The following is a 24,595-nucleotide window of genomic DNA, read 5'->3' as shown; positions in this document are numbered from 1 at the left end:
ACGGCCTCGCGCCGAGCAGACATGTGTCGGTAGCGAATGCGGTCAGCAGCTGGTCGGCGTCGGCTCCCCGCGGAACCGTGCGTCGATGTATTCGTAGGCGTCCGGGAATCCGGCGACTGCGGTCGTCATGTGTTCGGCGATCTCGTACGGCACGAAGGTCAGCGGTGCGCCCTCCGCGCAGTAGCGCCGGGCCACCTCCTCGACCGAGTCGAAGGGTGTGAGGCCATCCATCGTTCCCTGCCACACGTACAGGGGCGCGGTGGGCACACCCTCGAAATAACGCAGGCTGTTCTCCCGCAAGATCTCCCGCACCTCGGGGCTGGCCAGCAGGCTCGTGCTCGTCGCCACCTCACCCGCGCTGCGGAAGGCACCGTGGAAGAGAAGGAAACGTCGGCATTCGTTGCCCGTCCAGTCGCGCAACCACATGCCGGTGTCGTTGAGCTGCTCCGAAATGGGCAGGCGTTCCGGATATTCGCGTTCGAGGCCGATCGCAGCGGCGAAGGCCAGACCGAATCCCGGGTGCGGGTTGAGGCCGAGGCCGTCGGCCATCTGTTCGAGATCGGCGGGTATCCCGCCCGCCACCACCGCGGTCAGGTCCAGTTCCGGCGCGTAGGTGGGGGCCAGTGCCGCGGCCCACGCGCTCGCCATTCCACCTCCCGAATATCCGGCCAGCGCGACCGGACTTTCGTCGAGACCCAGCTCGGCGACACGTTGCACCGCGCGCACGCTGTCCAGCGTGATCATCCCGCCCAGTTTCGCCGCGCCGTACGCTCCGGTGGGGCCGAGATGATCGGGGACGGATACCGCCCAGCCACGTTCGAGACCCAACATCATTCCGGGCGATTCCTGCAGCTCCATGTTGAACAGCGAGCGCGAGGGAGCACACTTGGTTCCCAGCGAGTTGATGATCGCCTGGTACGACACCAACGGCGGGTTCTCGACACCGCGGGGCAACAGCACCGTGGTCACCGCGAGGATCGGGTTGTCCAACGAGTTGGTCGACCGGAACGCGACCTGCCAGCCGTCCGAGTTCGGATACATCCAGGTATCGATACGGCGTGTGCGGACGACATCACCGGGTTGCTTCTCGGCGAGGTCGGCGGGTGCGGAATAGAACGGATCCGGATCGGGATCCGGGTACATCGGATCGGCAGCCGCGACGAGCGGCATACCCATTCCCACAAGAACGGCCCCGAGGACCGTTGCCACCACCGTGCCGAGCCTTTGTCGCATGAGTACCCTTCCCGGTTTTCCGCATCACCAGCGGCCAACCGCTCTATACTCACGACCCGGTCGTTCGTTACCGGTGGATTACGGAATTTTGGGAAGGCAATGGGATTTCGGTCTACCGCACGAGGGAGAGGGCAATTCCGTCGAGGATGTCGTGCTCGCTCACAACAAGTTCGGTGATTCCGGCACGTCGACCGAGTTCCTCGGCGAGCACAGTGGTCACGATCGAACCACCACCGATGACGTCGACACGACCTTCATGCATGGGTCCGAGTGCCGCACGTTCGGCGCGGGTCGCGGCGACGAGTCCGTCGCACACTTCCTTCAACCGGTCGAACGGGACCGACGACAGGTGAATCTTCGCCGGGTCGTACACGTCGAGGTCGTGGGCCAGCGCGGCCAATGTGGTCATCGTTCCCGCGACACCCACCCAGGTGCGTGCTTCCTCGACGGGAACGCGTTCGAGCGCTTCGGCGATCTTCTCCCTCGCGACCACGCGCGCAGCCGCGACCTGGTCGGCGGTGGGCGGGTCGTCGTGCAGGCACCGCTCGGTCAGACGCACACACCCGATGTCGGTGGAATAGGCGGCATGCACACCGTTTTCGTCGCCCAGCACCACTTCGGTCGAGCCGCCGCCGAGGTCGACGACGACGAACGGCCCACGCGCAGGGTCTAGTTCGCCCACAGCACCGGTGAACGACAGTCGGGCCTCTTCGTCGCCGGTGATCACCTCGGCTTCGGCACCGGGGATCACGGCCCCGAGCACGTCGCGGGTCATCGAGAAGAAGTCCTCGCGGTTCTGTGCATCGCGGGTCGCCGACGTCGCGACCATCCGCACGGCCGTGGCGCCGGTCTCGCGGACGAGATCCGCGTACTCGACGAGCGCGACGCGCGTACGTTCGATTGCTTCGGGGGCGAGACGACCGGTGGCATCGACGCCCTGCCCGAGTCGCACGACCTTCATGAGGCGGGTGACGTCGGTGAGGGTTCCGTCTTCCGCGATGTCGGCGATCAGCAGGCGGATCGAGTTGGTGCCGCAGTCGATGCCTGCGACTCGAACTGTGCTCACTGAGGTTCTCCGCGCAGTTCGGCGTAGGTGGGCCAGTCGGCGGGGATCGCGGTGCCACGCAGGCCTGCGTCGGCAGCGAGCGCGACCGATTCGTCACCGAGCGGGTTGAGGCCCGGTCCCTTGGCGAGCGAATGGGCAATGAGCACGTGCAGGCATTTGACGCGGTCGGGCATACCGCCGCCGGTGAAGTCGGTGCCGAGGGATTCGATGGCGTTGCGCTCGTCGAGGTAGGACTGGTGTGCGCGTCGGTACGCGGCGGCAAGATCGGTGTCGGTGCTGAGCCGCTCCGTCATCTCCCGCATCACGCCTGCCGATTCCTGTCGACTCGCCTCGGCGGTGAGCCGGGGGTCGGTCAGGTAGTAGAGCGTGGGGAACGGTGTGCCGTCGGGCAGCTTCGGTGCGGTCTTGACCACGCCGGGAGTTCCGTCGGGACTGCGGTAGGCGATGGCGAGGACGCCGCGGGGTTCGCGCCCGAGCTGGGCGGCGACGGCGTCGAGGTCTTCCTGCGGAACGGGAGCGGTCACCCGGGGATATCTCCTGGTTCTGGGGGTGCCACGGGCATGTGCTGCGGCACCGGGTCGGTCTCGGGTTCGGGTGGCGGTTCGACCACCGAAAGCCACAGGTCGCTGTACCACGCGCCGGTGGACGGTGTTTCCGGTTCCTTCTCCTCGTCGACGAGGGCCACGTCGCCGGGCAGCTGCACCTGGTATGGGATGTCGCCCGGCATCACGAAGCCGAGACGGTTGCGTGCTTCCGCCCTGATCCAGGCGGGGTCTTCGATGTGGGCCTTCTGGGCTTCGAGGGCCGCGATCTCGCCTTCGAGCTGCTCGCGTTCCTGCGCGATCTGCTCCGCCTCCGACCGTTGGCTGACGTAGGTGCGCAGCGGCACCGCAAGTGTCAGTGCGAGTCCGCACACGACGAGGGCGAGGATCACCGCCCGCCCGGTGGACAATCCGAGGATGGTGCGTTCGGTGCGGGGACGACGACCGTCGCGCGGAGCTCCGACGCGGGTGGGCCGGGCACGGCCCGTACTGCCCCGTCCGCGACGGGACGAATGAACAGGATCCTCTCGACCTGCGGGTCGTGCGCCCGCGGTTTCGGGACCGAGGTCGGCCGGTGCGGTAGATCCCGACGGGCGGGTCCGACTGGGACGGCGGGTCGCGGCCGCACCGTCGGTGCGGCTGCGGCGGGCGCCGGGCCGGGATCTACCGCGCTGGCTCATACCTGGCTTCAGCCCTCGAGGTTGAAGCGCGGGAACGCGAGCTCGCCGGCGTAGCGGGCAGCGTCGCCGAGCGATTCCTCGATGCGCAGGAGCTGGTTGTACTTGGCGACACGCTCGCTGCGGGCGGGGGCACCGGTCTTGATCTGGCCACTGCCCACGGCGACCGCGAGATCGGCGATGGTGGTGTCCTCGGTCTCACCGGAGCGATGGCTCATCATCGTCTTGTAGCCGTTGCGGTGTGCGAGGTCGACGGCGTCGAGGGTCTCGGTGAGCGTGCCGATCTGGTTGACCTTCACGAGCAGCGCGTTGGCCGCACCCTTGAGGATGCCGTCTTCGAGGCGCTCCGGGTTGGTGACGAACAGGTCGTCGCCGACGAGCTGGATCTTGTTGCCGATCTTGTCGGTCAACGCGACCCAGCCCTCCCAGTCGTCTTCCGACAGGGGGTCCTCGATCGAGACCAGCGGGTACGCCGAGAGCAGCTCGTCGTAGAAGTCCGCGAGTTCATCGGCGGTGCGGTTCTTGCCCTCGAATGCGTAGCCGGTGCCCTCGGTGTAGAACTCGGTGGCGGCGACGTCCAGCGCGAGCGCGACATCGCTGCCGAGCTTCAGGCCGGTCTTCGCGATGGCCTCGCTGATCAGATCGAGTGCTTCCTTGGTGCCCGCAACGTCCGGCGCGAACCCGCCTTCGTCGCCGAGTCCGGTGGCCAGCCCCTTCGCCTTGAGTACCGACTTGAGCGAGTGGTACACCTCGGTGCCCCAGCGCAGGGACTCCTTGAAGGTGGCAGCGCCGATGGGGGCGACCATGAACTCCTGGACGTCGACGCCGGTATCGGCGTGAGCACCACCGTTGAGGATGTTCATCATCGGCACCGGAAGGATGTGAGCGTTCGGGCCACCCAGGTAGCGGTACAGCTCGAGGCCCGAGGTCTCTGCGCCGGCCTTGGCGACGGCCAGCGACGCGCCGAGCAGCGCGTTTGCGCCGAGGCGGCCCTTGTCGGGAGTGCCGTCGGCGTCGAGCAGCGCCTGGTCGACGGTGCGCTGTTCGGTGGCATCCAGACCGATGATGGCCGGGGCGATCTCGTCGAGAACGGCCTCGACGGCCTTTTCGACGCCCTTGCCGTTGTAGCGGTCGCCGCCGTCACGCAGCTCGACGGCCTCGTGCTCGCCGGTGGAGGCACCGGACGGCACGGCAGCGCGGGCGAAACTTCCGTCCTCGAGCAGCACCTCGACCTCGACTGTGGGGTTGCCACGGGAGTCGAGGATCTCGCGGGCTCCTACCTGCTCAATGATGGCCACTGGCTGATTCTCCTTCGATGGACTTCACGCTGCGGGGTCTGCACGCTGGGGACAGCCTAACCGCCACGACCAGGCAGTGAAGCACGGGCGCGCCGCCCGGAGAAGTACGGGCGCGTCGACTCGGCCGTCACGGCCGCACACCCACGCTGTATGCGGCGGCGCGGTCGCGGACCAGGGCGAGATAGTCGCCCGAGTAGTTGTAGGCCATCAAGGCCCTCGTCCAGCCTTCCGGAGTGGTGAGATCTCCGCCTCGATCACACAGGTAGCGTCCCGCTGAGAGAGCTGCGTCGTCGATGTTGTCCGGTTCGGCGACACCGTCACCGTTCGCGTCGACACCCCAGCTCTTCCATGTTTCGGGGATGAACTGCAGCGGACCCATCGCCCGGTCGAGGATGGGATCGCCGTCGAGCTCGCCTCCGTCGGTGTCGCGGATCTCGGCGAGGCCGGGTCCGCCGTCGAGCGGAACCCCGCGGATCTGAGGTGTCGCGGTCCCGTTCTCGTCGAGGCTCGCTCTCCCGTGCCTGCCGTGGTTGCTCTCGACGCTGCCGATCCCCGCGAGGGTGGTCCACGCCAGTCCGCATTCGCTGTTCGACGAGGCGAGAACTGCCGCGGCGTGCCCGTATGCCTCCAGCGCGACGACCGGGATCCCCAGTGTGTCGGCCTGAGGTTCTGCCCAATCACGTAGGAGGGCAGAGGTCCGGCCCGGACCTTCGAAATCGATGGGCGGCACGGGCACACCGGGGCCGGGCGGAACACCGTCGGGAACCTCTATTCGTGGCAGCTGGGGCGAACGGAGGTTGGAACCCACCGCGATGATCACCACCACTATCAGCGCGCTGAATACGAGCAGCGGCCAGGCCGAGCGACGACGTCGTGGAGCGGGATACACATCTCCATCTTCCACATGTCCGAAAAACCGCAGGTGAATGCGCCTACGCGGATGATCGCGAAGATCACCCGCGCAGACTCGGACGGTGGAAGCCCCGAGGGGTTATCGAGCTCCCACCGCGAGTGCCGCGTCGTGTTCCGACGCAGTCTCGATGGTCGACCTCGACGCCGACCAGGCCTCCCACGCACTGCCGACGATGTCGTCGAGGTCGTGCTGCGCCGTCCAGCCCAGATCCGTGCAGATCCGGCCGGCATCGGCAACCACTCGGGCCGGGTCGCCGGGACGAGGATCGGTGATCCGCCAGTCGAACGGCACACCGCTCGCCTCGCGTGCCGCACGCATCACGTCGAGCACGCTGGCACCGCACCCACAGCCCACGTTGTAGACGGTTCCCATGGTCTCGGCGTCCATGGCGTCGACGACGGTGGCATGTGCGTCGGCGAGATCGGTGACGTGAATGTAGTCGCGGATGCAGGTGCCGTCGGGGGTGTCGTAGGTGTCGCCGAACACTGCGGGCGCCTCGCCGCGGTCGATCGCCTGGAACACACGGGGAACGAGGTTGTGGACGCCTCGGTCCGCAAGTTCTTTCCCTCCGGCGCCGGCCACATTGAAGTAGCGGAGTGCGGCCCAGCTCAACCCTTCTGCGGCAGCGATGTCACGAAGCAACCACTCGCACATGAGTTTGCTTCTCTCCTTCCACAGCAAGCGATACACCGGTGTTGATCGCCACGAGGTTCATCATGTTGGCGACGGACCAGGCCAGGAAGAAGTACGCGTAGGTATGCGGAGCAACCCGCAACGCCACCAGGACGGGGACGAGAAAGATCGTGCCGTACTGCAGTAGCGCTCCGAAGTAGTCGGCGGCGAAGAACCGGCCGACCTGTGAAGCTCGCACTGCGACATCGTGAGTCGACGTGCGCACGTGCCGCGGTAGTAGCTTGCCGAAGATCAACAGGTTCACCGGGAACACGACGATGAACATGGAGATGATCCAGGAGAAGAAGACCCCCGTACGGGGCATCGTCTCGGCGAGCAGTACGAGTAAGCCGAGCTTCGCGACGGCGAATGCCGCGTTCCACACGGGCACCCAGACGGCGACACGCAATCCGGTCAGGACACTGTCCTGCACCGTGATCACACTCGCGACCACCGCCGCGCCGATGAACCACAGTCGCATGTTCGGCTCGCGCAGGATGTCGTACGCCGGGCCGCCCAGTATGTCGAGCGCGAAGGTCAGGGCGACGGCCAGTACGGCGACCACTCCGGAGGTGAGCAGGTACACGAACACGACGACCCGGACGGTGCGCGTGCCGGTCTTGGGTATGAAGCGGTTCAGCGTACCCGCGAAGTTGGCCGACACCAGCCCGGTCAACAGCATCAGCGCAGAGATCGCAGCTGATCCGCGACCGACATCCGAATCGTCGTAGAAGTGCGCGGCGAGGATCCAGTACCCCAGGCCGAGTGCGCCGGTGATTCCGGTGTTGAGGACGAGCGCATAGGTGTTCCGCAGGAAGAGCGAACCGCTGCCCCGATCACCGACCGCCCGCTCGGCCACAACACGATCGCCGGTGGGTCCGCCGCCCGGATCGATCGCAAGCACGCTCTCAGCCATGTCGCGCGACCCGCTTACCTACACGACGGGCTCCGCGCACGGTCGCATACCCTGCGGTCAGAACCCGGTCCCGCAGGTAGAACTGCTTGTCACCGCGCATGATCGACGCGAAGTCGTTGTCGTCGGTACTTCGGCGGATGGTCAACCTCGGGATCATGAACGGGTCACCGGATGCAGTGGCGCGAATATTTCGCACGGCCGCCGCGCACCGATAGCCGGCTGCTCTGGCCGCGACCCGCACCCGCGGGGTCGAGTAACCGAAGGGGTAGGCGAGCGCATGGACGGGAGCGCCGACGCACTCCTCGAGGAGGATCCGTCCGATGCGAAGCTCCTCGCACAGTGCCGCATCACCACACTGGTCGAGTTGAGCGTGGCTGTGGCTGTGCGCCCCGATTTCGACACCCTCGCTCGCAAGCTCCCTGACCTGCGCCCAGTTCAGCATCGACCCCAGCGGATGTCCGGCCGCATTGGAGCCTGCGTCGTCGATCCAGCCGCTCGTGACGAACACCGTCGCCGGGAACTCGTGCCGTCGAAGGATCGGCCACGCGACCCGCGCGAAGTCCGCGTAGCCGTCGTCGAATGTGAGCACCACCGTTCTCTCCGACACGGGCCCATCCTTCGCCAGTGCATCGGCGAGGTGGGAGAAGGTCATCCCGGTATAGCCGTTCTCTGCGAGAAAGGTGATCTGCCGGTCGAAGGCATCGGGATCGACGGAGAGACGACGGGTCGCGGCGGTGGGAGCTTCCGAAACCGAGTGATACATGAGGACCGGAATCGACTCGTTCATGACGTCGCCGACATTGCAGATCGCCTGCGGAGCGGCACACCCCCGCGCGCGTAGCCGGCTGCCGCAGCGAGGAGACCGACCGAGATCGCGTACGAACGCTCGATACCTGCTCGTTCTCCACGGAGCGCCTCCCCCAGGCCCCGCGCCACGCCTCGGGTAAGGGTGCGTGCGGTGTAGCTACGTTCCGCCGAGAGTCCATCTGCGACACCCACACTGCGCGTGACGGCCGCTTTGGACAGACCCTCGGCGAAGCAGCGGGAGCGGAAGTAGGAAAAAGTCTCTCGCGCAGCAGGTACGCGGTGCCAGATCACCGACTGTGGTTCGAAGACGAAGGTCCAGTCCGGTCGATGCTGGCGCACCCGGATGCAGAACTCCGTCTCCTCACACCCGAGGGGTCGGCTCTGCTCCGAAGTCCGACCGATGTGACTCGGGAAACCCCCCGCGACCGAGAAGACCTCGCGGCGGAATGAAGCATTGCCGCCCAACAGGTTCCGCACCGGTCCCGGCTCCCGCCCGGTGAACGTACATCCCAGGACCCAATCGAACTCTTCCGGAAACCATCGGGGCCGCCCGGATTCCCAGGAGGGAAGGGTGGTGCCTCCTACGCCGACGATGGTCTCGTCCACGTAGGCATCGCGGAAATGCCCGAGCCAGTCGGGATGAGCCACCGCATCGTCGTCCAGGAAAGCCACCACATCACTGGTGGTCACCTCGACACCGGTGTCCTTGCCACCGGACAATCCACGTTGCTTCCGGTTCTCCACCACGGTCACGTCGGGTAGGGCCGCGCTGAAACGTTCGTAGAGATCGGGATTGTGGTCGACGACGAGGACGATCTTCTGCGGCGGCGTCGTTTGATTCCGCACCGATTCGATCGCAGCGAGAGTGTCGTCCCAGCGCTCGAGCGTGTAGGCGCAGATCACCACATCCATGGTCATACTGCTCGGAGGTATTGCGGCGGTCATGGAAAATCTTCCTTCGTATGTGGAAGCGAGTTGTGGTCGCTCGGCACCAGCCACAGCACGGACGCGGTGAGGCCCACTGCGACCACGCCCGCTGGGGGCGACCAGGCATCGGCCGTCAACATCGCCTGTGCGATCAGAACGTTGACGACGAGAGAACCTGCGGCCCCGACGATCAGAGCGAGTAGGACGTTGATGCCCGGTAGCAGCCGGACGAGTGCGATCAGCGGGGCCGCGACGACGAACATCACCACCACCAGCCGATCCGAGAGCCCCGGAAGATGAGGACTGTTCGCGGCAATCGCCACTCCTCCGAGCGCCGTCACTGCGGCCGCGACAAGGCGGTGCCCCAGTCGTGTGCCTCCTCGCGGTGCCCTGAGGGCTGTGAGAAGCCGGCCGGTGGTGTCACGACGCACAACGGACCTCCTCACCCTCCGGGTGCAGGCCAACCGCAGCAGTGCGCTCGAGGTCGGCACCTGAATCCGCTGGTATCTCCCAGGTCTCACCGGTTCGGATGCAGAAGGTGCCGGTGACCGACATGGGGGCCCGGCCCGCGCGGACGAATGCTTCGACAGCGTCGTCGAGGCAGACGCGGGCTGCAGTGTCGCCGACGCAGACACGGGCGTCAGTAGCGTAGGCGCGCCCGCCGTTCCCCTCGCGCGGATCGTAGACGTCGGCGAACGCCAGGCAGATCGGCGCCAGCCCGTACATCTGGGCATACGCATTCAGATAGAGCTCACCGGCCAGCTTGGCGGCCTCGCCGGGTGTGGCCGCAGCAGGAGACGAACTCCGTACCGCGGGAATCGGGCTCGCGTCGTCGCACCGAGGACTACCCGATGTCGCGTATACAACTCTGCGTACACCGGCCCGGCGACCGGCTTCGCAGACATTGATCGTGCCGAGCACGTTGATGCGGGCATCGAACTGCGGATCGGCCACCGACACTGCGGGATCCACCTGTGCGGCGAGGTGGAATATCACTTCCGGATTCGCTCCGGCCACGATGCCGAGCAGTTCGGGACATTGGATATCGCGCTGCAGCAGAACGAATCGATCCGCTCCGGGTTTCGTTCGGAGCAGGACACGTTCGAGATCCGCGGTGGTGCCCGAGCTGAGATCGTCGACGCCGACCACGTGGTGTCCTTCGGTGAGGAGTCGTTCGACCAGAGCCGACCCGATGAATCCTGCGGCACCGGTGACCAGTGTCCGCACGGCTCATTCCTTCGCGAGCTCGGGGGCGCCGCCGCGGGACAGGGCTTGGGCGACGTAGCCGGACATCCCGGAATTGTGTCCGCGGAGGACGGTGCGCAACACCCTGATCCCGTCACGGACAGCGTGGAGATTCGATTTGCCGGATCGGCGCGGCATTTCCAGGCTCGGAACCTCGACCACGCGCAGACCGCCCTGCATCGCGTGCACCACCATTTCGGCCTCGATCTCGAATCCCGACGCGGAAAGCGACAAGAGCTCGAGGTAGCGGCGGTGGAATGCGCAGAAGCCGTAGCACAGGTCGGTGAGTTCGGCGTCGTAGAGAGTGTTGAAGACGGTGAGCAGGAACCGGTTGCCGAGTCGGCGGAAGGGGGTGATGTCGAGCGAACCGCCACCAACGATGAACCGCGAGCCCTTGACGAAGTCGAATCCGTTGTTGAGGAAGTACAGGTAGTGGCGGATCTCCTGGGGCGCCATGCTTCCGTCTGCATCCATCATCACGATGATGTCGCCGGATGCCGCAAGGAATCCCGTCCTGAGCGCGCTGCCCTTGCCGGTGCCTTCCTGCGGCACAACCTTGATGTCCGATCGGCAGCTACTGGCGGTGATGAGGGTCGAGTCGGTCGAGTTCCCGTCGACCAGGATGATCTCGCCGATGTCGTCGGTGATCTGCTCGAGCACCCAGGCGATGTTCCGTCCTTCGTTTCTGACCGGGATGATCAGGCTGACGGTGGGTCTCTGCGCGGGCGGAGCAGCATCGACGAGATCGTGACGCGCAGTACCGGCGACGCCGTTGGACGATCGAGCGGGGCTTCCCGGTCGGAAATGTTCGGTTGGGTCGACCATCCGCTCCGATGGCGCACCGGTCACGAGCCCGTTGGGCGGGCGTACCTGGGTCATGCTGGACTCCGATCTGCTCTGGGCACGGCGCTCTCCGGCGCGTGTGGCAAATTCCGCTGGTCCGAACCCGACACTCGGTGACCGGAGTTTGCCTTTCCCGGTGATTAACATGTCGTGGATACGATAGTAGGCCATAAAACAGTATTTGAGTTTGTTTTTAAGAGAGAAAAAATCTCTACGTCTTCGCTACCTCGACGAACGCGGGCTCGTTAGGATCGAACTCAGCGACGCCAGTGGCGACGCCACGCCTCGGCATCGAGTGGTGGGCCGGCCTGACCGCCGCCGCCCGTTGCGGAGACCTCGGCCGCACGAATGTCCGCGACGAATTCCAGGACGACCGCGCGAAACACCGACTCCGTGTCGCCGCAGTCGCCGACACGTACGCACCTGAGACCATCCGGCACAAGGTCGTCGGGCAACCCCGCCCGTCGCACCCGCTCGAGCACCTTGTCGGCCAGTGCCAGCGCGGGTTGCGCCATGGCGATGCCGTCGAGACACGACGGTCGCGCCTTCTCGGCCACCTTCGCCGCCTCCCACGCCGCCTCCTGTTCGGCGACGTCGAGTGGACCGGTGTGCCCGTTGGTCAGGTGCGGACTGCGTGCAGCCAGCTTCGCGACGAGTGTCGCGGCTACGTCGTCGACGGTGAACTCCCCCGCAGCCTCCGCGATCCGCGAATGGAACAGCACCTGCAGCAACAGGTCTCCGAGTTCTTCACGCAGAGAGTCGGGATCACCGGACTCGATGGCGTCGAGAACCTCGTAGGTCTCCTCGACCAGATACCGCCGCAGGCTCTCGTGCGTCTGAGCGACCTCCCACCCGCCGAAGGACCAGAGCCGGTCCATCACCTCGGCGGCTCTACCCAGAGCGTCCCCGGTGTCCGTCATCGCCGGCTCACACCTGCGCCCCGGACTCGACTCGCACATCCACCGACCCCTGCGGCTTACCGTCCATCGCAAGCAGGAAATCGGCGATGAACTGGAGCAGTTCGACGTCGCGCACACGATCGGATGCGATCCCGCCGGTCCGCGGGAGCGGCAACTGAACGATGCCGCTCGTGGCACGGTACTGCGCCGTCGGGTAGAGGCGCTTGAGCCGCATCTGCTTCGAGTCCGGAAGCTCCATCGGCGAGATCTTCAATTGCGTGCCGGTGACCGCCACTTCCTCGAGCCCGTACTCACGCGCGAGCAACCGCAGCTTCGCGACGGAAACGAGTCTGCACACCTCCTCGGGCAGCGGACCGTAGCGGTCGACGAGTTCATCGATCACCGCACTGATTGCCGCGTCGTCGGAGGCAGCGGCAAGTTTCCGGTATGCCTCCAGCCGCAACCGGTCGGAGGTGACATAGTCGGCGGGGATGTGGGCGTCCACCGGAAGATCGACCCGCACCTCCTTCGGTGCCTCGTCCGTCGTGATCGGAGTGCCATCGGCAGCGGCGCGGAACGCCTCGACTGCTTCGCCGACGAGCCGCACATACAGATCGAAACCGACGCCCGCGACGTGGCCGGACTGCTCGGCACCGAGCACATTTCCGGCGCCGCGGATCTCGAGGTCCTTCATCGCGACCGCCATACCGGCACCGAGATCGGAATTCTGCGAGATCGTCGCGAGCCGGTCGTACGCCGTCTCGGTGAGCGGCTTCTCGGGCGGATAGAGGAAGTAGGCATAGCCGCGCTCGCGGGAGCGCCCTACACGGCCGCGCAGCTGATGCAACTGCGACAGGCCGAGCGCGTCGGCACGCTCGACGATGAGAGTATTGGCATTGGAGATGTCGAGTCCGGTCTCGACGATCGTGGTACACACCAGCACGTCGAATTCGCGTTCCCAGAACCCCTGCACGGTCTTCTCGAGGGTGTCCTCGTTCATCTGCCCGTGCGCCACCACGACCCGCGCCTCGGGGACGAGTTCGCGAATCTTCTTGGCGGCCTTATCGATCGAACTGACCCGGTTGTGGACGTAGAAGACCTGACCGTCGCGCAGCAACTCGCGGCGGATAGCGGCAGCCACCTGCTTGTCGGCGTACCCGCCCACATACGTGAGGATCGGGTGCCGTTCCTCGGGCGGGGTGAGAATCGTCGACATCTCGCGGATCCCCGCCATGCTCATCTCGAGTGTGCGGGGAATCGGTGTCGCAGACATCGTGAGCACGTCGACGTGGGTGCGGAGCGCCTTGATGTGTTCCTTGTGTTCGACGCCGAACCGTTGCTCCTCGTCGACGATGACGAGGCCCAGATCCTTCCAGCGCACCCCGGTCTGGAGGAGACGGTGGGTACCGACGACGATGTCGACCTCACCGTCGGCCATGCCCGCGAGAATTTCCTTGGAATCGCCGGGGTCGGTGAATCTGCTCAAGCCCTTGACCGTCACCGGGAATGCCGCCATCCGTTCGGTGAACGTCTGGAGATGCTGCTGCGCGAGCAGTGTCGTGGGCACCAGCACCGCAACCTGTTTGCCGTCCTGCACTGCCTTGAATGCCGCGCGTACCGCGATCTCGGTCTTGCCGTATCCGACGTCACCGATCACCACGCGGTCCATCGGCACCGGCTTCTCCATGTCGGTCTTGACCTCGGAGATGACCGTGAGCTGGTCTTGTGTCTCGGTGAAGGGGAAGGCGTCCTCCATCTCCTTCTGCCACGGAGTGTCGGGGCCGAACTGGTGACCGGGCGACGCCTGACGCGCCGCATACAGTCGAACCAGCTCGCCTGCGATCTCTCGAACCGCCTTGCGGGCCTTGCGTTTCGTGTTGGCCCAGTCGGAACCGCCCAGCTTGCTGATCGCGGGCAGTTCACCGCCGACGTAGCGGGAGAGTTGATCGAGTGATTCCATCGGGACGAACAATCGGTCGCCCGGCTGGCCACGCTTGCTCGCGGCGTACTCGATCACAAGGTATTCGCGGCGGGCGCCGCCGACAGTGCGTTCGACCATCTCGACGAAACGACCGATACCGTGCTGGTCGTGGACCACGTGGTCACCGGCGGTGAGCGCGAGCGGATCGACCTGGTTGCGACGCTTGACCGGGGACTTGCGGCCTTCCACCGCAGTGACACGGTTGCCGGTGAGGTCCGCTTCGGTCACCAGCACGAGGCCGGGGACCTGGTTGTCGCCGTTGCCTGCGAGGACGATCCCCTCGTGCAGCGCACCCTTGATGACCCCGACCTGCCCGCGGACGGGTTCGGCTCCGGGTTCGAGCTTGGCCGCGGGGACCTCGTTCTCCTTGAGCCGCTCGAGAATACGCAGCCCGGTGCCGGTGCCTGCAACGACGATCGCGGCACGACCACCGGTGGTGACGTGCGCCCGCAGGTTCACGAACAGCATCGACAGCAGGTCCTCGGACCCGCGCACCTCGGGTGCCGATTGCACATCGAGCACCGTTTCGGTGTCGGCTCCCGACGCGAGCGGCGACAGCGTCCACCACGGGGTGCCGTTCGCCTGCGCGGCTTCGCGGACCTGCCGCAGAGACCGGTACGACGACGCCGCGAGATCCATCGGCTTGCCGTCGACGCCCTTGAGGTTGCCCGCATCCAGGGGTGCAGCACCGCCGATCGATGCGGCCGTCCACGATGCCTCCAGGAACTCCTGCCCGGTGCGCATCAGATCGGTCGCGCGGGTCCGGACCTTCTCCGGATCGCACAGCAACACGTGCGTACCGGCGGGCAATACGTCGGTGAGCAGCTGCAGTTCGCCGGGCTGCAGGACGGGAAGGAGCGCCTCCATGCCCTCGACAGGAATACCGCCTGCCATCTTGTCGAGCATCTCGACCAGCGATGCGTCGGCCGGATTGTCCTTCGCGAGCTGCGCCGCGCGTTCCTTGACGGTCTCGGTGAGCAGTAGTTCGCGGCAGGGGGTGGCGATGACCGTGGGCACCTCGACGTCGGTGATCGATCGCTGATCGGCGACGGAGAACGGCCGCAGCTCGGTGACCTCGTCGCCCCAGAATTCGACGCGGACGGGGTGGTCGGCCGTGGGCGGGAAAACATCGAGGATGCCGCCGCGGACAGCGAACTCACCGCGTTTTCCGACCATGTCGACGCGCGCATAGGCGAGTTCGACAAGCCGTTCGACGAGGGTGTCGAAGTCGTGCTCGGAGCCGACCCGCAGGGTCACGGGTTCGATTTCACCGAGGCCGGGCGCCATGGGCTGCACGAGAGAACGCACGGTCGCGACGATGACGCGCAGTTCGGAGCCGAGGTCGCGGTCGTCGGGGCGTGCCAGCCGGCGCAACACCTGCAGTCGCTTACCCACGGTGTCGGCGCTCGGCGACAGGCGCTCGTGCGGCAAGGTCTCCCACGACGGGAACTGCGCGACGGACTCACCGAGCATCTCCGTGAGCTCGGCGGTGAGATCATCGGCTTCGCGGCCTGTGGCGGTGACCACGAGCAGCGGGGCCTTCTCCGCAAGGGCTGCGGCGACGAACGGACGCACCGCTGGCGGCGCGACCAGTGCTTGCTCGGCGGATCCGGCGAGTTCGGAAACCTTCCGGAACTGGTCGTCGGCCAGCGCGATCCGCGCCAATCCGGACAGAGGGGTGGCGGCCGGGGACACAGCGGACAAGGAAAGCGCTCCTGAGTGTGAGACGAAAACCGTGACAAGTCTATGCCGTAGGGGTGACATGTGTGGACGGCCAGGGCCCGGCGCTACCGGAAGCGCGCCTCGTCCGCATAGGCGGCGAGGAGCCCGGCGCAGCTGGGACCGAGTTCCCGCCCCGCCCATGCCGAGAGCCGACCGAGCAGTTCGGCGTCGGTGGGAGCATCGGCCGGGGCGGCCTCAGCAGACGACGACGCGTCGGGCTGCGATGGCAGCCAACGGCGCCGCACCAGTGAAAGGAGGGTGCGCTGCGCAGCCTCGGGAGCCGCGTCCAGAACGAAGGTGACGAATGCGTCCGCGGTCCACGGTTCGACGTCGACCCGCTCGAGGGCATCGGCCAGGGCGGGAGTCTGGGTGACCACGGCGTCGGCGTGGGAGAGCAACGCCACCGACATCATGTGTGTCTCCGCGGGGTCGACGACATACGGCACCTCCCGCAGCACGGTCGCCGGCCACGTCACCCGTGCCTCGGGGAACGCGCGCTCGAGCTCGGCGAACAGGTAGTCCCGTGTCGCGCGGGACAGATCCGCGGGAAGCCGGCGGTCGACCTCCGCAATGATGCCGTCACTCCAGAAGGGTTGGCAGTGGCCGTCTTCGGCAAAAGCCAACGCGATGTCACGAACTCGTGGCCGGACCAGCGCAGTCGCCCCCAGTACCACCCGGACCGGCACGGCCACCCCCTCTTTCGTAGTTCGTCAGAACTCGTCGTACAGGCCTTCTCGCCGAGACAGTTCGGCGAGGCTGTCGAGCACCTCGGTGCGGATCCGGCTCTGCCGCTCGGCGAGGGCCAGCACATCGGCACGCGACACCCTGCGGTGCAGGCCGTGGAACTCTGCGGGCAGGGTGCCGGAGTCGATCAGTCGTGCGACATGATGCCGTGAACTGCCGAGGACCTCCGCTGCTTGCCCGACGGTCAAGAGTGCAGGCACCGCCGAGAAGGTGATCGCGGCGTCGGGGCCGAGTTCGTCGATGACGCGCGCAAGTGCGCTCGGGGCCTGCTTCGCGCCGAAGGGTCCGAAGTTCACAGCGCGACCCTACGAGACGCGCAACCGCCGCGACACGAACTGGAGGAAATAGCCGAGTTTGTCTGCGGGTACGAGCGCGGGCAGCATGATCGACCACATCGATTCGATCTGCTCGGTCAGTTGCTCGTTCCTGCTGAGTGCGGCGGCCACGGTGCGCGCACCGATCAGGGACTGCAGGAGCAGATACGCCAGCGCCTCGACGTGGATCGAGGGCTCCAGGTCGCCTTCGTCGTGGGCCCGCTGCATGAGCTCGAGCATGGACGTGAACCACGAGCCGAACGGGGCTACCTCGTTGCCGTGGTAGTCACCGATCTCCACGATCAGCCGGAACATCGCCCGCACGATCCGGTCGGATTCGGACAGGCTGGCGTTGAGGACGGACACTTCGATGGCGGTTTCGAGTGCGGGCGCGCGCTGTTCCATCTTGCTGCGCGCAACAGCGGCGAATCGTTCGCAGCCTGCATCGATCACACCGCGGGCGAGCTCTTCCTTGGAACCGAAGTGGAAGTACAACGCGCCCTTGGTGACGCCTGCTTCATCGATGATCTCGTTGAGGCTCGCATTGGCGTACCCGAGGCGCACGAAGACTTCCGCTGCGCCACCGAGTACCGCTTCGCGCGTTACTTCCGCCCGAACCTGGCGCCCCATTCCACCGCCTCCTCGCTCGATGACCGTGTCGGCTGAGCCAGCGAAGCCGACGGCAGGTACGAAATCAGCAAGTATGCCTCACATGCACCTCGATGTCGCCCCTCATAGACGACGTCTTGCCTACCGTAACACCCCAGGACAGACCGCATACATGCCACATAGGGCGCAAAACCGGCGCACTTCAATGAACATTCGTCCAGTGGTTCAGTCGGTTCCGAGCGTCGGATCGGCCTCGAGCCGGGTCAATCCGTTCCAGCACAGGTTGACCAGATGCGCGGCCACCACTTCCTTCGAAGGAGTCCGCTCGTCGAGCCACCACGTGGCGGTCGTCGCAACCATGCCCACCAGTGCCTGTGCGTACAACGGCGCGAGTTCGGGATTCAGGCCCCGCCGCGAGAAGTCCCCGGTGAGCAACTGGCCGACCTGACGCATGGCCTCGTTGAGCAAACTCGAGTAGGTGCCTTCCTCGGCCGCCATCGGCGAGTCACGCACCAGAATGCGGAAGCCCTCGGTGCGTTCCTCGATGTAGGTGAGCAGGGCGAGAGCAGCCCGCTCGACGCGGACGCGCGACCGGTTGCGCGTCAGGGATTCGGTGACCATCGACATCAGGATCGTCATCTCCCGATCCACGACTACCGCGTAGAGGCCTTCTTTACCTCCGAAATGCTCGTACACGACCGGCTTGGACACCTGCGCCCGCTGCGCGATCTCCTCGATGGACGCCCCCTCGTATCCCCGCTCGGCGAACAGGGCACGGCCGATCTCGATGAGTTGCTCCCGCCGCTGGGTGCCGGTCATGCGGGTGCGCGGATTCCGTTCGACCGGGGGTTGCGATGATCGCGACACCTGACTCCTTCTCCTCACGCATCACACCGAGACCGTCGTTCGGTTGCTCGGTGCCACCCTAGCGACACCCGCGGATCGGGCCCCCACATTCGACGTTCGTGCGGTCGCATGCGAAGATCGGGGACGCATACTTCGGAGCTCGGGCTCCGAGGGTGTCGCAGTCCGCCGTGGTGTAATCGGCAGCACCTCTGATTTTGGTTCAGATAGTTCAGGTTCGAGTCCTGGCGGCGGAGCGGGGACATTTGCCGGAGCCACGAGCTCCAGTGCGCACGTCGTCGGGGCGTGCGCACGCACGCCGCGCCGAGGGAGCTACATGCAAGTGCAGACCGCGATGATCGTCCTGGCCGCCGGAGCGGGAACGCGAATGCGATCCAAGACTCCGAAGGTCCTGCACGCACTCGGCGGCCGCTCGATGCTCTCGCATTCCCTGCATGCCGCGTCCGCAATCGATCCGACCCACCTCGTCGTGGTGGTCGGGCACGAACGGGAACGCGTCGAGGCTGCCGTCTCCGACATCGCGAACGAACTCGGCCGCACCATCACCCTCGCGGTCCAGGACGCCCAGAACGGAACCGGCCACGCCGTCCAGTGCGGCCTGACGCAACTCCCCGAGGACTTCGCCGGCACCGTCGTCGTTACCGCGGCCGACGTGCCGCTGCTCGATGCCGACACCATCGGCGAACTGCTCCAGGTCCACACCGATCCCGAGCCCGCTGCGGTCACTGTCCTGACCACGACGGTGAGCGAACCCACCGGATACGGACGCATCATCCGCACCACCGATGGCGACGTCGCCTCGATCGTCGAGGAGAAGGACGCCACCGCTGCCGAGCGCGCCATCACCGAGGTCAACTCCGGTGTGTACGCATTCGACGCCGCCCGGCTGCGGACGGCGCTCGGCGAGCTGAGCACCGACAACGCACAGGGTGAGCTCTACCTGACCGACGTGATCGGCATCGCGCGCCGCCACGGCGACGTCGTCCGCGCAGTACACACCGACGATTCGCTCCGAGTGGCCGGTGTCAACGACCGCGTCCAGCTCGCCGCGCTGACATCGGAACTCAACCGTCGCACCCTCGAGCGCTGGATGCGCAACGGAGTGACCGTCCTCGACCCGACGACGACGTGGGTGGATGTAGACGTCGTTCTCGCTCCCGACGTGACCCTGCATCCCGGCGTCCAGCTCTGCGGACGCACCATGATCGCGGAGGACGCCCGGATCGGCCCCGACACCACACTCACCGATGTTCAGGTGGGTTCGGGGGCATCCGTGATTCGTACCCACGGCTCCGGAGCGTCCATCGGTGCGCACGCAACCGTCGGCCCGTTCACCTATCTGCGCCCCGGCACCGAACTGGGCGCGCACGGCAAGCTCGGCGGATTCGTCGAGACCAAGAACGCGCAGATCGGCGCCCACTCGAAGGTTCCCCACCTCACCTACGTCGGCGACGCCGAGATCGGCGAACATTCCAACATCGGCGCGTCGAGCGTGTTCGTGAACTACGACGGGGTGGAGAAGTACCGCACCGTGGTGGGATCCCACGTCCGCACCGGGTCCGACACGATGTTCGTCGCGCCGTTGAACGTCGGTGACGGGGCCTACACGGGTGCCGGGACGGTGCTGCGTCGCGACGTTCCGCCGGGGGCACTCGCGGTGTCGGGTGCGCCACAGCGCAATATTGAGGGGTGGGTCCAGCGAAACCGCGCTGGGACCGCGGCTGCCGAGGCAGCGTCGCAAGCACAGCAAGCACAGCACGAAAACGAGCGTCAGAAGGACGGCCAGGACCAGTGACCAATTGGATCGACAACCAGAAGAACCTGATGCTCTTCTCCGGCCGGGCACACCCCGAGCTGGCAGAGCAGGTCGCTAAGGAACTCGGCGTCCCCCTGACCCCGCAGACCGCCCGCGACTTCGCGAACGGCGAGACCTTCGTCCGGTTCGAGGAGTCCGTCCGCGGCTCCGACGCATTCGTTCTGCAGAGCCACCCGTTCCCGCTCAACGAGTGGGTCATGGAGCAGCTCATCATGATCGACGCGCTCAAGCGTGGTTCCGCCAAGCGCATCACGGCGATCCTGCCCTTCTACCCGTACGCGCGCCAGGACAAGAAGCACCGCGGTCGCGAGCCCATCTCGGCCCGCCTCATCGCCGACCTGCTCAAGACCGCAGGCGCGGACCGCATCATCACGGTCGACCTGCACACCGACCAGATCCAGGGCTTCTTCGACGGCCCGGTCGATCACATGCACGCGCAGGGCCAGCTCGCCGAGTACATCCGTGGTAAGTACGGCGTCGACAACATCGCCGTGGTCTCCCCCGACTCCGGCCGCGTGCGTGTCGCCGAGAAGTGGGCCGACACCCTCGGTGGCGCTCCCCTGGCGTTCATCCACAAGACCCGCGACCCGCTGGTGCCGAATCAGGTGAAGTCGAACCGCGTGGTCGGTGAGGTCGAAGGACGCACCTGCATCCTCATCGACGACATGATCGATACCGGCGGCACCATCGCGGGCGCCGTCAAGATCCTGCGTGAGGCCGGTGCGGGCGACGTCATCATCGCCGCAACACACGGCGTGCTGTCCGACCCGGCCGCCGAGCGCCTCGCCGCGTGCGGCGCCCAGGAGGTCATCGTCACCAACACGCTGCCGATCCCGCCGGAGAAGCAGTTCGATTCGCTCACCGTGCTCTCGATCGCGCCGCTGCTTGCGCAGACGATCCGCGAGGTGTTCGAGAACGGCTCCGTCACGTCGCTCTTCAACGGCGTCGCCTGACACCCGGCGTCACCGGCACGGCACACTGACGGGATGTTCTCAGGATTCCCCGTCGCGGCGCTGGACTTCTACGAAGATCTCGAGGCCGACAACAGCAAGCCATACTGGGCCGCGCACAAGGCCGTCTACGACGACTGCGTGCGCGGCCCGATGCTTGCGCTGCTCGGCGAACTCGAAGACGAGTTCGGCCCGGGCAAGGTGTTCCGTCCGTACCGGGATGTCCGGTTCAGCAAAGAAAAGATCCCGTACAAGACCCACCAGGGCGGCTACGTCGCCACCGGGCCCGGGGTCGGGTTCTACGTCGAGATCAACGCTGCGGGATTGCGGATCGCCGGAGGGTTCTATCACGGCAGTTCTGCTCAGCTCGCGGCCTTACGCTCCGCGATCGACGACGAGCGCCGCGGTGCCCGACTGGACACGCTCGTGCGCCGTCTGACCCGCACCGGCTACGAGATCGGTGGTGACCGGCTGAAGACCCGGCCCCGCGGCTTCTCCGCGGATCATCCGCGCATCGAACTGCTTCGGCACAGGGCGCTGCACGCCGGCCGCACCGATGTGTCGCCGCCGTGGCTCGACAGCACGCGCACTCTCGACGAGGTTCGTGACGCGTGGCGTGCTTTCCGCCCACTCGTGCAGTGGCTCACCGCTGCAACTGCGATCTGACCACCGAGCAAACCGGTCGGTATGCAAATACCGTGCGGCGCAATGCTTTGTCGTCATCCTCACGTCATCCGGCCGTCGCCGCACGTGCACGGATGATCTTCGTCACGCCGCCGCGGAACAGTGCAGGTCGGATCGGACCCCGGCCGACGGAGCCCCGGGGGTTTGACCTAAGGTGGCTCCTCGTGATCGACGCGCAGACTCTCGAGGCCCCCATGGAAACCCCGACAAATCGGATTGCGCGAAGGTGGTCGCCCGGCGCCTGCGTGTGGTGCGGCGACACTGACTCGGTCGAAGAGTTCCGAAACGAACCCCGTTGCGCCACTTGCCTCCGCCACGAATCCGTGATCGACGAGGCCCGGCGGTTCATGGGCACGTACGGTCTGCGCCCGATCGGCGGAACCCTGCAGTCGGACGACGAGGAGGAGTACGAGCACCGGGTTGCTGCACGCGATGCACGCCGCGCGCTCAACGACATTCGGCTGGCCGAGCAGCCCGACCCCGCGCTCGTCCGTAAGGCGCTGCGTCCGCGCGCCGCAGCCATCGTCGCCGACAAGCCCGCCGCGACGAAGACGCGCTCCGCATCCGGCTCGTCGGGTTCGGCTTCGTCGGCCCCGCGCCGCACTCCCGCTGCCGCCCCAGCGACCAAGAGCGTCGACCTGGACGAGATCCAGAGCCGCGCACTCGTGTTGCTCGATCAGCTCTCCACGATCGATGCACAACTCGCGTTGGTCGCCGAGCAGTCCGGTCTCGCGGCGCGTGCTCGTCGCAGCGACCTCGAGAAGCAGAAGGCGACGGTGCTACGCACTCTCGCCGCATTGGAGAAGGCCCGGCTCAGCGCCGCGAAGTAGACACTCCGCCGTCTCGGTCTCGGGTGCTCTTCGATCACGTGCACGAGATCGCGACGGCGGGCCGTCAGGTAAGCGCACGACGGCGGGCCGTCAGGTAAGCGCACGACGGCGGGCCGTCAGGTAAGCGCACCGTCGGCGATCTCGACTGTCAGTGGGACCAGGTCGTCGCAGTTCGGGGTGTCGCTCATCAGGATCACGGCCGGGACGTTACGGCCGCGCGACCTGTTGTAGCGCTCGGCGCCGGGCCGATTGGTGTCGATCACCGATTCGATGGGCGCCGAGATCCGGCAGGAATCGCCTGTCTCGCGGACATGCAAGGTGAGGCCTTCGAACGTCACTTCTCTGACGTCGTCGCGATCCGGCGGCGCGAACTCGGGTTCGAGTCCGTAGTAGATGCTCCATGTCTCCGGCGCGGCGCCGTCCTGGTGCGGAGTGAGGACACACCGATACGGGTCGCTGTCGATCTGCCATCCGACCAGTTCTTCAGGTGCGAAGCTGCCGACGATCTCGCACGGGTCGGCCGCTGCCAGCCGGATCCGGCCCGGACCGCTGGTCGGCCGCCCTGGCAGCGAGGGCACGAGTGCAAGCGTCTCCGACAGAACATCTGCCGCGACCGCACATACCGGAATGCTTTCCCCGCTCGACTCCGCGGAGCGATACTGCGTGACCGCGATCGTCGCGAACCGTGAGGGTGGTACCGCATCGGCTGTCACGGTGACGGGGATGTCGAGCGCGAATGTCAGCGTGCAGTCGAGGGAGTTCTCGTGCACGCTCGTGGTCCGGTACACCTCGGTGTCGCCGAAAGACCGGTCGCGCTGGCCGTCGGTGGACGGCACAGGCGACAGGTCGATGGTGACGTCGAGCTCGTCGTATTTCGCTCCCTCGGATGGATGTGCGACGGCGGTGCACGTGTCGAGCGCTCGTTGCGGTCCGAACTGACGTATTTCGCCGTACCGGGCAACCACCGGTTCCGGGAGCAGCCCGCACGGATCGAGTCGTCGTAGTCTTTCCGCGACCTCGAGGAGCATTTTGTCGGACGGGCCGATCGAGCGACTGTGGGTGTTGGGGGCGAGGTAGTCGACGGGGGCCGGTGGTGTCTCGACCGGGGTTCCCGCCATGACCGTTGCGCATCCGGTCAGGACCGAGGGCACGAGGATGCACGCGAGGACAGCAGCTGCCGTCGAACGCGCCTCTCCCCACACAGGGACCACCGACTTCCCAAGTATTCGTCAACCGATCGTCAAGGTAGACGGGCACCAACCTACGCCATTTCTCCTCAGGTCGGTCGACGACAACGCGGCTGCGCACCTGTCGAGCAGGACTCGGAGACTGCCGTAGGCTTTCGCCGGGACAGGGAGGGAGCGGCGTGGAGACGCATGCACTGTGGAGTCGACGACGATTCTTGGGAGGTGTCGCCGCGACCGGCGTGGCACTGACGAGCGTGGCCTGGTCGTTCACCGATGTGGCCGCAGCGCAGGCGACAACGCCGAACCCCGCGGTCCGTGACACGATCAACGGGATCCTCGCGTTCGTCGTCCCCGGGAACGATCCGTACTCGCAACACCAGGGTGTGTCGGCCGAGGCACCCGGGGGCGTCACACAGGGAGCCGCCGAAACCCTCGAACGCACCTTCGACCTGGCCGTACCGATCCCCTTGATCGACGTGCTCGGAATCGACGTCACCGGCTCCGCGGCGATCGCTGCACTGGTGAACCTCTTCGCAGTCACCGCCGCCCCGAATGCCGTTGCAGGTCCGTTCGCATCACCGTTCGCGAACCTCTCGTACGCCGCCAAAGCGCACGTGTTCGAACTTCTCGACACCGAGCCGCAGTTCCCTGGCCGTCCCATCGAATACGCAGTCAATGCCATTCCGACACTCGCCGCGTTCGTCGCTTACTCGGAGGTCTCGGCGTTCGATGGAGTACGCCGCGAGCTGACCGGTCGCCCGGCGGGCTGGGAACTGACCGCATACCAGGGCGTCAGCGACGGGTGGGACGAGTTCCAGGGCTATTACGGTGGCGTCGAACGAGTGGAGGAATGACG

At 66.4% G+C, this 24,595-nt stretch carries 25 protein-coding genes and 1 tRNA gene; 6 read left to right on the top strand and 20 right to left on the bottom strand.

Annotated features, from left to right (window positions below):
* Positions 1 to 42: 42 nt before the first annotated feature.
* The 19 genes from MWU77_RS02805 to MWU77_RS02715 form a co-directional block, all read right to left on the bottom strand.
* Complete coding sequence (locus tag MWU77_RS02805) at positions 43 to 1,233, bottom strand: lipase family protein (RefSeq protein ID WP_169687751.1); 1,191 nt, start codon at positions 1,231 to 1,233, stop codon at positions 43 to 45.
* A gap of 112 nt (positions 1,234 to 1,345) precedes the next feature.
* Positions 1,346 to 2,299 carry a Ppx/GppA phosphatase family protein gene (locus tag MWU77_RS02800; RefSeq protein WP_247272883.1) on the bottom strand — a complete coding sequence of 318 codons (954 nt, stop codon included), beginning with the start codon at positions 2,297 to 2,299 and terminating at the stop codon, positions 1,346 to 1,348.
* Positions 2,296 to 2,823 (bottom strand): DUF501 domain-containing protein, encoded by a 528-nt coding sequence (locus tag MWU77_RS02795; RefSeq protein WP_247272882.1) that lies wholly within the window; start codon positions 2,821 to 2,823, stop codon positions 2,296 to 2,298. The genes MWU77_RS02800 and MWU77_RS02795 overlap by 4 nt, the downstream gene beginning before the upstream one ends.
* A complete protein-coding gene (locus tag MWU77_RS02790; protein ID WP_247272881.1) occupies positions 2,820 to 3,521 on the bottom strand; it encodes a septum formation initiator family protein in 702 nt (233 codons plus the stop codon). Before MWU77_RS02790 ends, MWU77_RS02795 begins: the two co-directional genes overlap by 4 nt.
* 8 nt (positions 3,522 to 3,529) lie before the next feature.
* Entirely contained in the window at positions 3,530 to 4,816 is a 1,287-nt protein-coding gene (gene eno, locus MWU77_RS02785) for a phosphopyruvate hydratase (protein ID WP_169687755.1), read from the bottom strand.
* A gap of 127 nt (positions 4,817 to 4,943) precedes the next feature.
* Positions 4,944 to 5,705: a lytic murein transglycosylase gene (locus MWU77_RS02780; protein ID WP_247272880.1), complete on the bottom strand. Its 762-nt coding sequence runs from the start codon at positions 5,703 to 5,705 to the stop codon at positions 4,944 to 4,946.
* 102 nt (positions 5,706 to 5,807) lie between these two features.
* Positions 5,808 to 6,383 (bottom strand): NAD-dependent epimerase/dehydratase family protein, encoded by a 576-nt coding sequence (locus MWU77_RS02775; protein ID WP_247272879.1) that lies wholly within the window; start codon positions 6,381 to 6,383, stop codon positions 5,808 to 5,810.
* On the bottom strand, positions 6,361 to 7,317 hold the full coding sequence (locus MWU77_RS02770) for a hypothetical protein (RefSeq protein ID WP_247272878.1): 957 nt from the start codon (positions 7,315 to 7,317) through the stop codon (positions 6,361 to 6,363). The genes MWU77_RS02775 and MWU77_RS02770 overlap by 23 nt, the downstream gene beginning before the upstream one ends.
* Positions 7,310 to 8,104, bottom strand: a complete 795-nt coding sequence (locus MWU77_RS02765) for a polysaccharide deacetylase family protein (protein WP_247272877.1) — start codon at positions 8,102 to 8,104, stop codon at positions 7,310 to 7,312. The genes MWU77_RS02770 and MWU77_RS02765 overlap by 8 nt, the downstream gene beginning before the upstream one ends.
* On the bottom strand, positions 8,101 to 9,069 hold the full coding sequence (locus MWU77_RS02760; RefSeq protein WP_247272876.1) for a glycosyltransferase family 2 protein: 969 nt from the start codon (positions 9,067 to 9,069) through the stop codon (positions 8,101 to 8,103). The genes MWU77_RS02765 and MWU77_RS02760 overlap by 4 nt, the downstream gene beginning before the upstream one ends.
* On the bottom strand, positions 9,066 to 9,482 hold the full coding sequence (locus MWU77_RS02755; RefSeq protein ID WP_247272875.1) for a hypothetical protein: 417 nt from the start codon (positions 9,480 to 9,482) through the stop codon (positions 9,066 to 9,068). The genes MWU77_RS02760 and MWU77_RS02755 overlap by 4 nt, the downstream gene beginning before the upstream one ends.
* On the bottom strand, positions 9,472 to 10,278 hold the full coding sequence (locus MWU77_RS02750; RefSeq protein ID WP_169687769.1) for an NAD-dependent epimerase/dehydratase family protein: 807 nt from the start codon (positions 10,276 to 10,278) through the stop codon (positions 9,472 to 9,474). The genes MWU77_RS02755 and MWU77_RS02750 overlap by 11 nt, the downstream gene beginning before the upstream one ends.
* A 3-nt stretch (positions 10,279 to 10,281) precedes the next feature.
* Complete coding sequence (locus MWU77_RS02745; protein WP_240959045.1) at positions 10,282 to 11,175, bottom strand: glycosyltransferase family 2 protein; 894 nt, start codon at positions 11,173 to 11,175, stop codon at positions 10,282 to 10,284.
* A 221-nt stretch (positions 11,176 to 11,396) separates the two neighbouring features.
* Positions 11,397 to 12,059, bottom strand: a complete 663-nt coding sequence (locus MWU77_RS02740; RefSeq protein ID WP_247272874.1) for a MazG family protein — start codon at positions 12,057 to 12,059, stop codon at positions 11,397 to 11,399.
* A 7-nt stretch (positions 12,060 to 12,066) separates the two neighbouring features.
* Positions 12,067 to 15,723 carry a transcription-repair coupling factor gene (gene mfd / locus MWU77_RS02735; RefSeq protein ID WP_247272873.1) on the bottom strand — a complete coding sequence of 1,219 codons (3,657 nt, stop codon included), beginning with the start codon at positions 15,721 to 15,723 and terminating at the stop codon, positions 12,067 to 12,069.
* 83 nt (positions 15,724 to 15,806) lie between these two features.
* Positions 15,807 to 16,433 carry a PIN domain-containing protein gene (locus tag MWU77_RS02730; RefSeq protein WP_247272872.1) on the bottom strand — a complete coding sequence of 209 codons (627 nt, stop codon included), beginning with the start codon at positions 16,431 to 16,433 and terminating at the stop codon, positions 15,807 to 15,809.
* Positions 16,434 to 16,451: 18 nt separating this feature from the next.
* Positions 16,452 to 16,781, bottom strand: coding sequence for a helix-turn-helix domain-containing protein (locus MWU77_RS02725; RefSeq protein ID WP_169687772.1), 330 nt, complete (start codon positions 16,779 to 16,781; stop codon positions 16,452 to 16,454).
* Between the two features lie 9 nt (positions 16,782 to 16,790).
* Positions 16,791 to 17,429 carry a ScbR family autoregulator-binding transcription factor gene (locus MWU77_RS02720; protein WP_247272871.1) on the bottom strand — a complete coding sequence of 213 codons (639 nt, stop codon included), beginning with the start codon at positions 17,427 to 17,429 and terminating at the stop codon, positions 16,791 to 16,793.
* A gap of 204 nt (positions 17,430 to 17,633) precedes the next feature.
* Complete coding sequence (locus MWU77_RS02715) at positions 17,634 to 18,227, bottom strand: TetR/AcrR family transcriptional regulator (protein WP_054715858.1); 594 nt, start codon at positions 18,225 to 18,227, stop codon at positions 17,634 to 17,636.
* Positions 18,228 to 18,436: 209 nt separating this feature from the next.
* Between MWU77_RS02715 and MWU77_RS02710 the strand changes: the two genes are divergently transcribed.
* The 5 genes from MWU77_RS02710 (at position 18,437) to MWU77_RS02690 (ending at position 22,552) form a co-directional block, all read left to right on the top strand.
* Positions 18,437 to 18,508: transfer RNA gene (locus tag MWU77_RS02710), tRNA-Gln, on the top strand.
* 80 nt (positions 18,509 to 18,588) lie between these two features.
* Positions 18,589 to 20,067: a bifunctional UDP-N-acetylglucosamine diphosphorylase/glucosamine-1-phosphate N-acetyltransferase GlmU gene (glmU, locus tag MWU77_RS02705; RefSeq protein WP_169687775.1), complete on the top strand. Its 1,479-nt coding sequence runs from the start codon at positions 18,589 to 18,591 to the stop codon at positions 20,065 to 20,067.
* On the top strand, positions 20,064 to 21,041 hold the full coding sequence (locus MWU77_RS02700; RefSeq protein WP_169687776.1) for a ribose-phosphate diphosphokinase: 978 nt from the start codon (positions 20,064 to 20,066) through the stop codon (positions 21,039 to 21,041). The genes glmU and MWU77_RS02700 overlap by 4 nt, the downstream gene beginning before the upstream one ends.
* Positions 21,042 to 21,074: 33 nt before the next feature.
* Positions 21,075 to 21,704 (top strand): DUF2461 domain-containing protein, encoded by a 630-nt coding sequence (locus MWU77_RS02695; RefSeq protein WP_169687777.1) that lies wholly within the window; start codon positions 21,075 to 21,077, stop codon positions 21,702 to 21,704.
* A 182-nt stretch (positions 21,705 to 21,886) separates the two neighbouring features.
* Complete coding sequence (locus tag MWU77_RS02690; RefSeq protein ID WP_169687778.1) at positions 21,887 to 22,552, top strand: hypothetical protein; 666 nt, start codon at positions 21,887 to 21,889, stop codon at positions 22,550 to 22,552.
* A gap of 116 nt (positions 22,553 to 22,668) precedes the next feature.
* Here the strand turns inward: MWU77_RS02690 and MWU77_RS02685 are convergent, their stop codons facing one another.
* The gene (locus tag MWU77_RS02685) at positions 22,669 to 23,763 is read right to left on the bottom strand and encodes a hypothetical protein (protein WP_247272870.1); all 1,095 of its coding nucleotides are present in this window, start codon (positions 23,761 to 23,763) and stop codon (positions 22,669 to 22,671) included.
* Positions 23,764 to 23,918: 155 nt separating this feature from the next.
* On the opposite strand from MWU77_RS02685, the gene MWU77_RS02680 reads away from it, so the two are divergent.
* A complete protein-coding gene (locus MWU77_RS02680) occupies positions 23,919 to 24,593 on the top strand; it encodes a hypothetical protein (RefSeq protein WP_247272869.1) in 675 nt (224 codons plus the stop codon).
* Positions 24,594 to 24,595: the final 2 nt, after the last annotated feature.

It is taken from the genome of Rhodococcus sp. F64268, from assembly GCF_023015605.1.
Classification (GTDB): domain Bacteria; phylum Actinomycetota; class Actinomycetes; order Mycobacteriales; family Mycobacteriaceae; genus Rhodococcus.
The sequence above is the reverse complement of the archived record's forward strand: the minus strand, read 5'-3'. Positions and strand labels throughout refer to the sequence as shown.

Bases quoted from the DNA above. Each gene is read 5' to 3' on its own strand.
- MWU77_RS02805 (WP_169687751.1), bottom strand. From the start codon at position 1,233: ATGCGACAAAGGCTCGGCACGGTGGTGGCAACGGTCCTCGGGGCCGTT.
- MWU77_RS02790 (WP_247272881.1), bottom strand. From the start codon at position 3,521: ATGAGCCAGCGCGGTAGATCCCGGCCCGGCGCCCGCCGCAGCCGCACC.
- MWU77_RS02775 (WP_247272879.1), bottom strand. From the start codon at position 6,383: ATGTGCGAGTGGTTGCTTCGTGACATCGCTGCCGCAGAAGGGTTGAGC.
- MWU77_RS02770 (WP_247272878.1), bottom strand. From the start codon at position 7,317: ATGGCTGAGAGCGTGCTTGCGATCGATCCGGGCGGCGGACCCACCGGC.
- MWU77_RS02765 (WP_247272877.1), bottom strand. From the start codon at position 8,104: ATGAACGAGTCGATTCCGGTCCTCATGTATCACTCGGTTTCGGAAGCT.
- MWU77_RS02760 (WP_247272876.1), bottom strand. From the start codon at position 9,069: ATGACCGCCGCAATACCTCCGAGCAGTATGACCATGGATGTGGTGATC.
- MWU77_RS02745 (WP_240959045.1), bottom strand. From the start codon at position 11,175: ATGACCCAGGTACGCCCGCCCAACGGGCTCGTGACCGGTGCGCCATCG.
- MWU77_RS02740 (WP_247272874.1), bottom strand. From the start codon at position 12,059: ATGACGGACACCGGGGACGCTCTGGGTAGAGCCGCCGAGGTGATGGAC.
- MWU77_RS02720 (WP_247272871.1), bottom strand. From the start codon at position 17,429: ATGGGGCGCCAGGTTCGGGCGGAAGTAACGCGCGAAGCGGTACTCGGT.
- MWU77_RS02715 (WP_054715858.1), bottom strand. From the start codon at position 18,227: ATGACCGGCACCCAGCGGCGGGAGCAACTCATCGAGATCGGCCGTGCC.
- glmU (WP_169687775.1), top strand. From the start codon at position 18,589: ATGCAAGTGCAGACCGCGATGATCGTCCTGGCCGCCGGAGCGGGAACG.
- MWU77_RS02695 (WP_169687777.1), top strand. From the start codon at position 21,075: ATGTTCTCAGGATTCCCCGTCGCGGCGCTGGACTTCTACGAAGATCTC.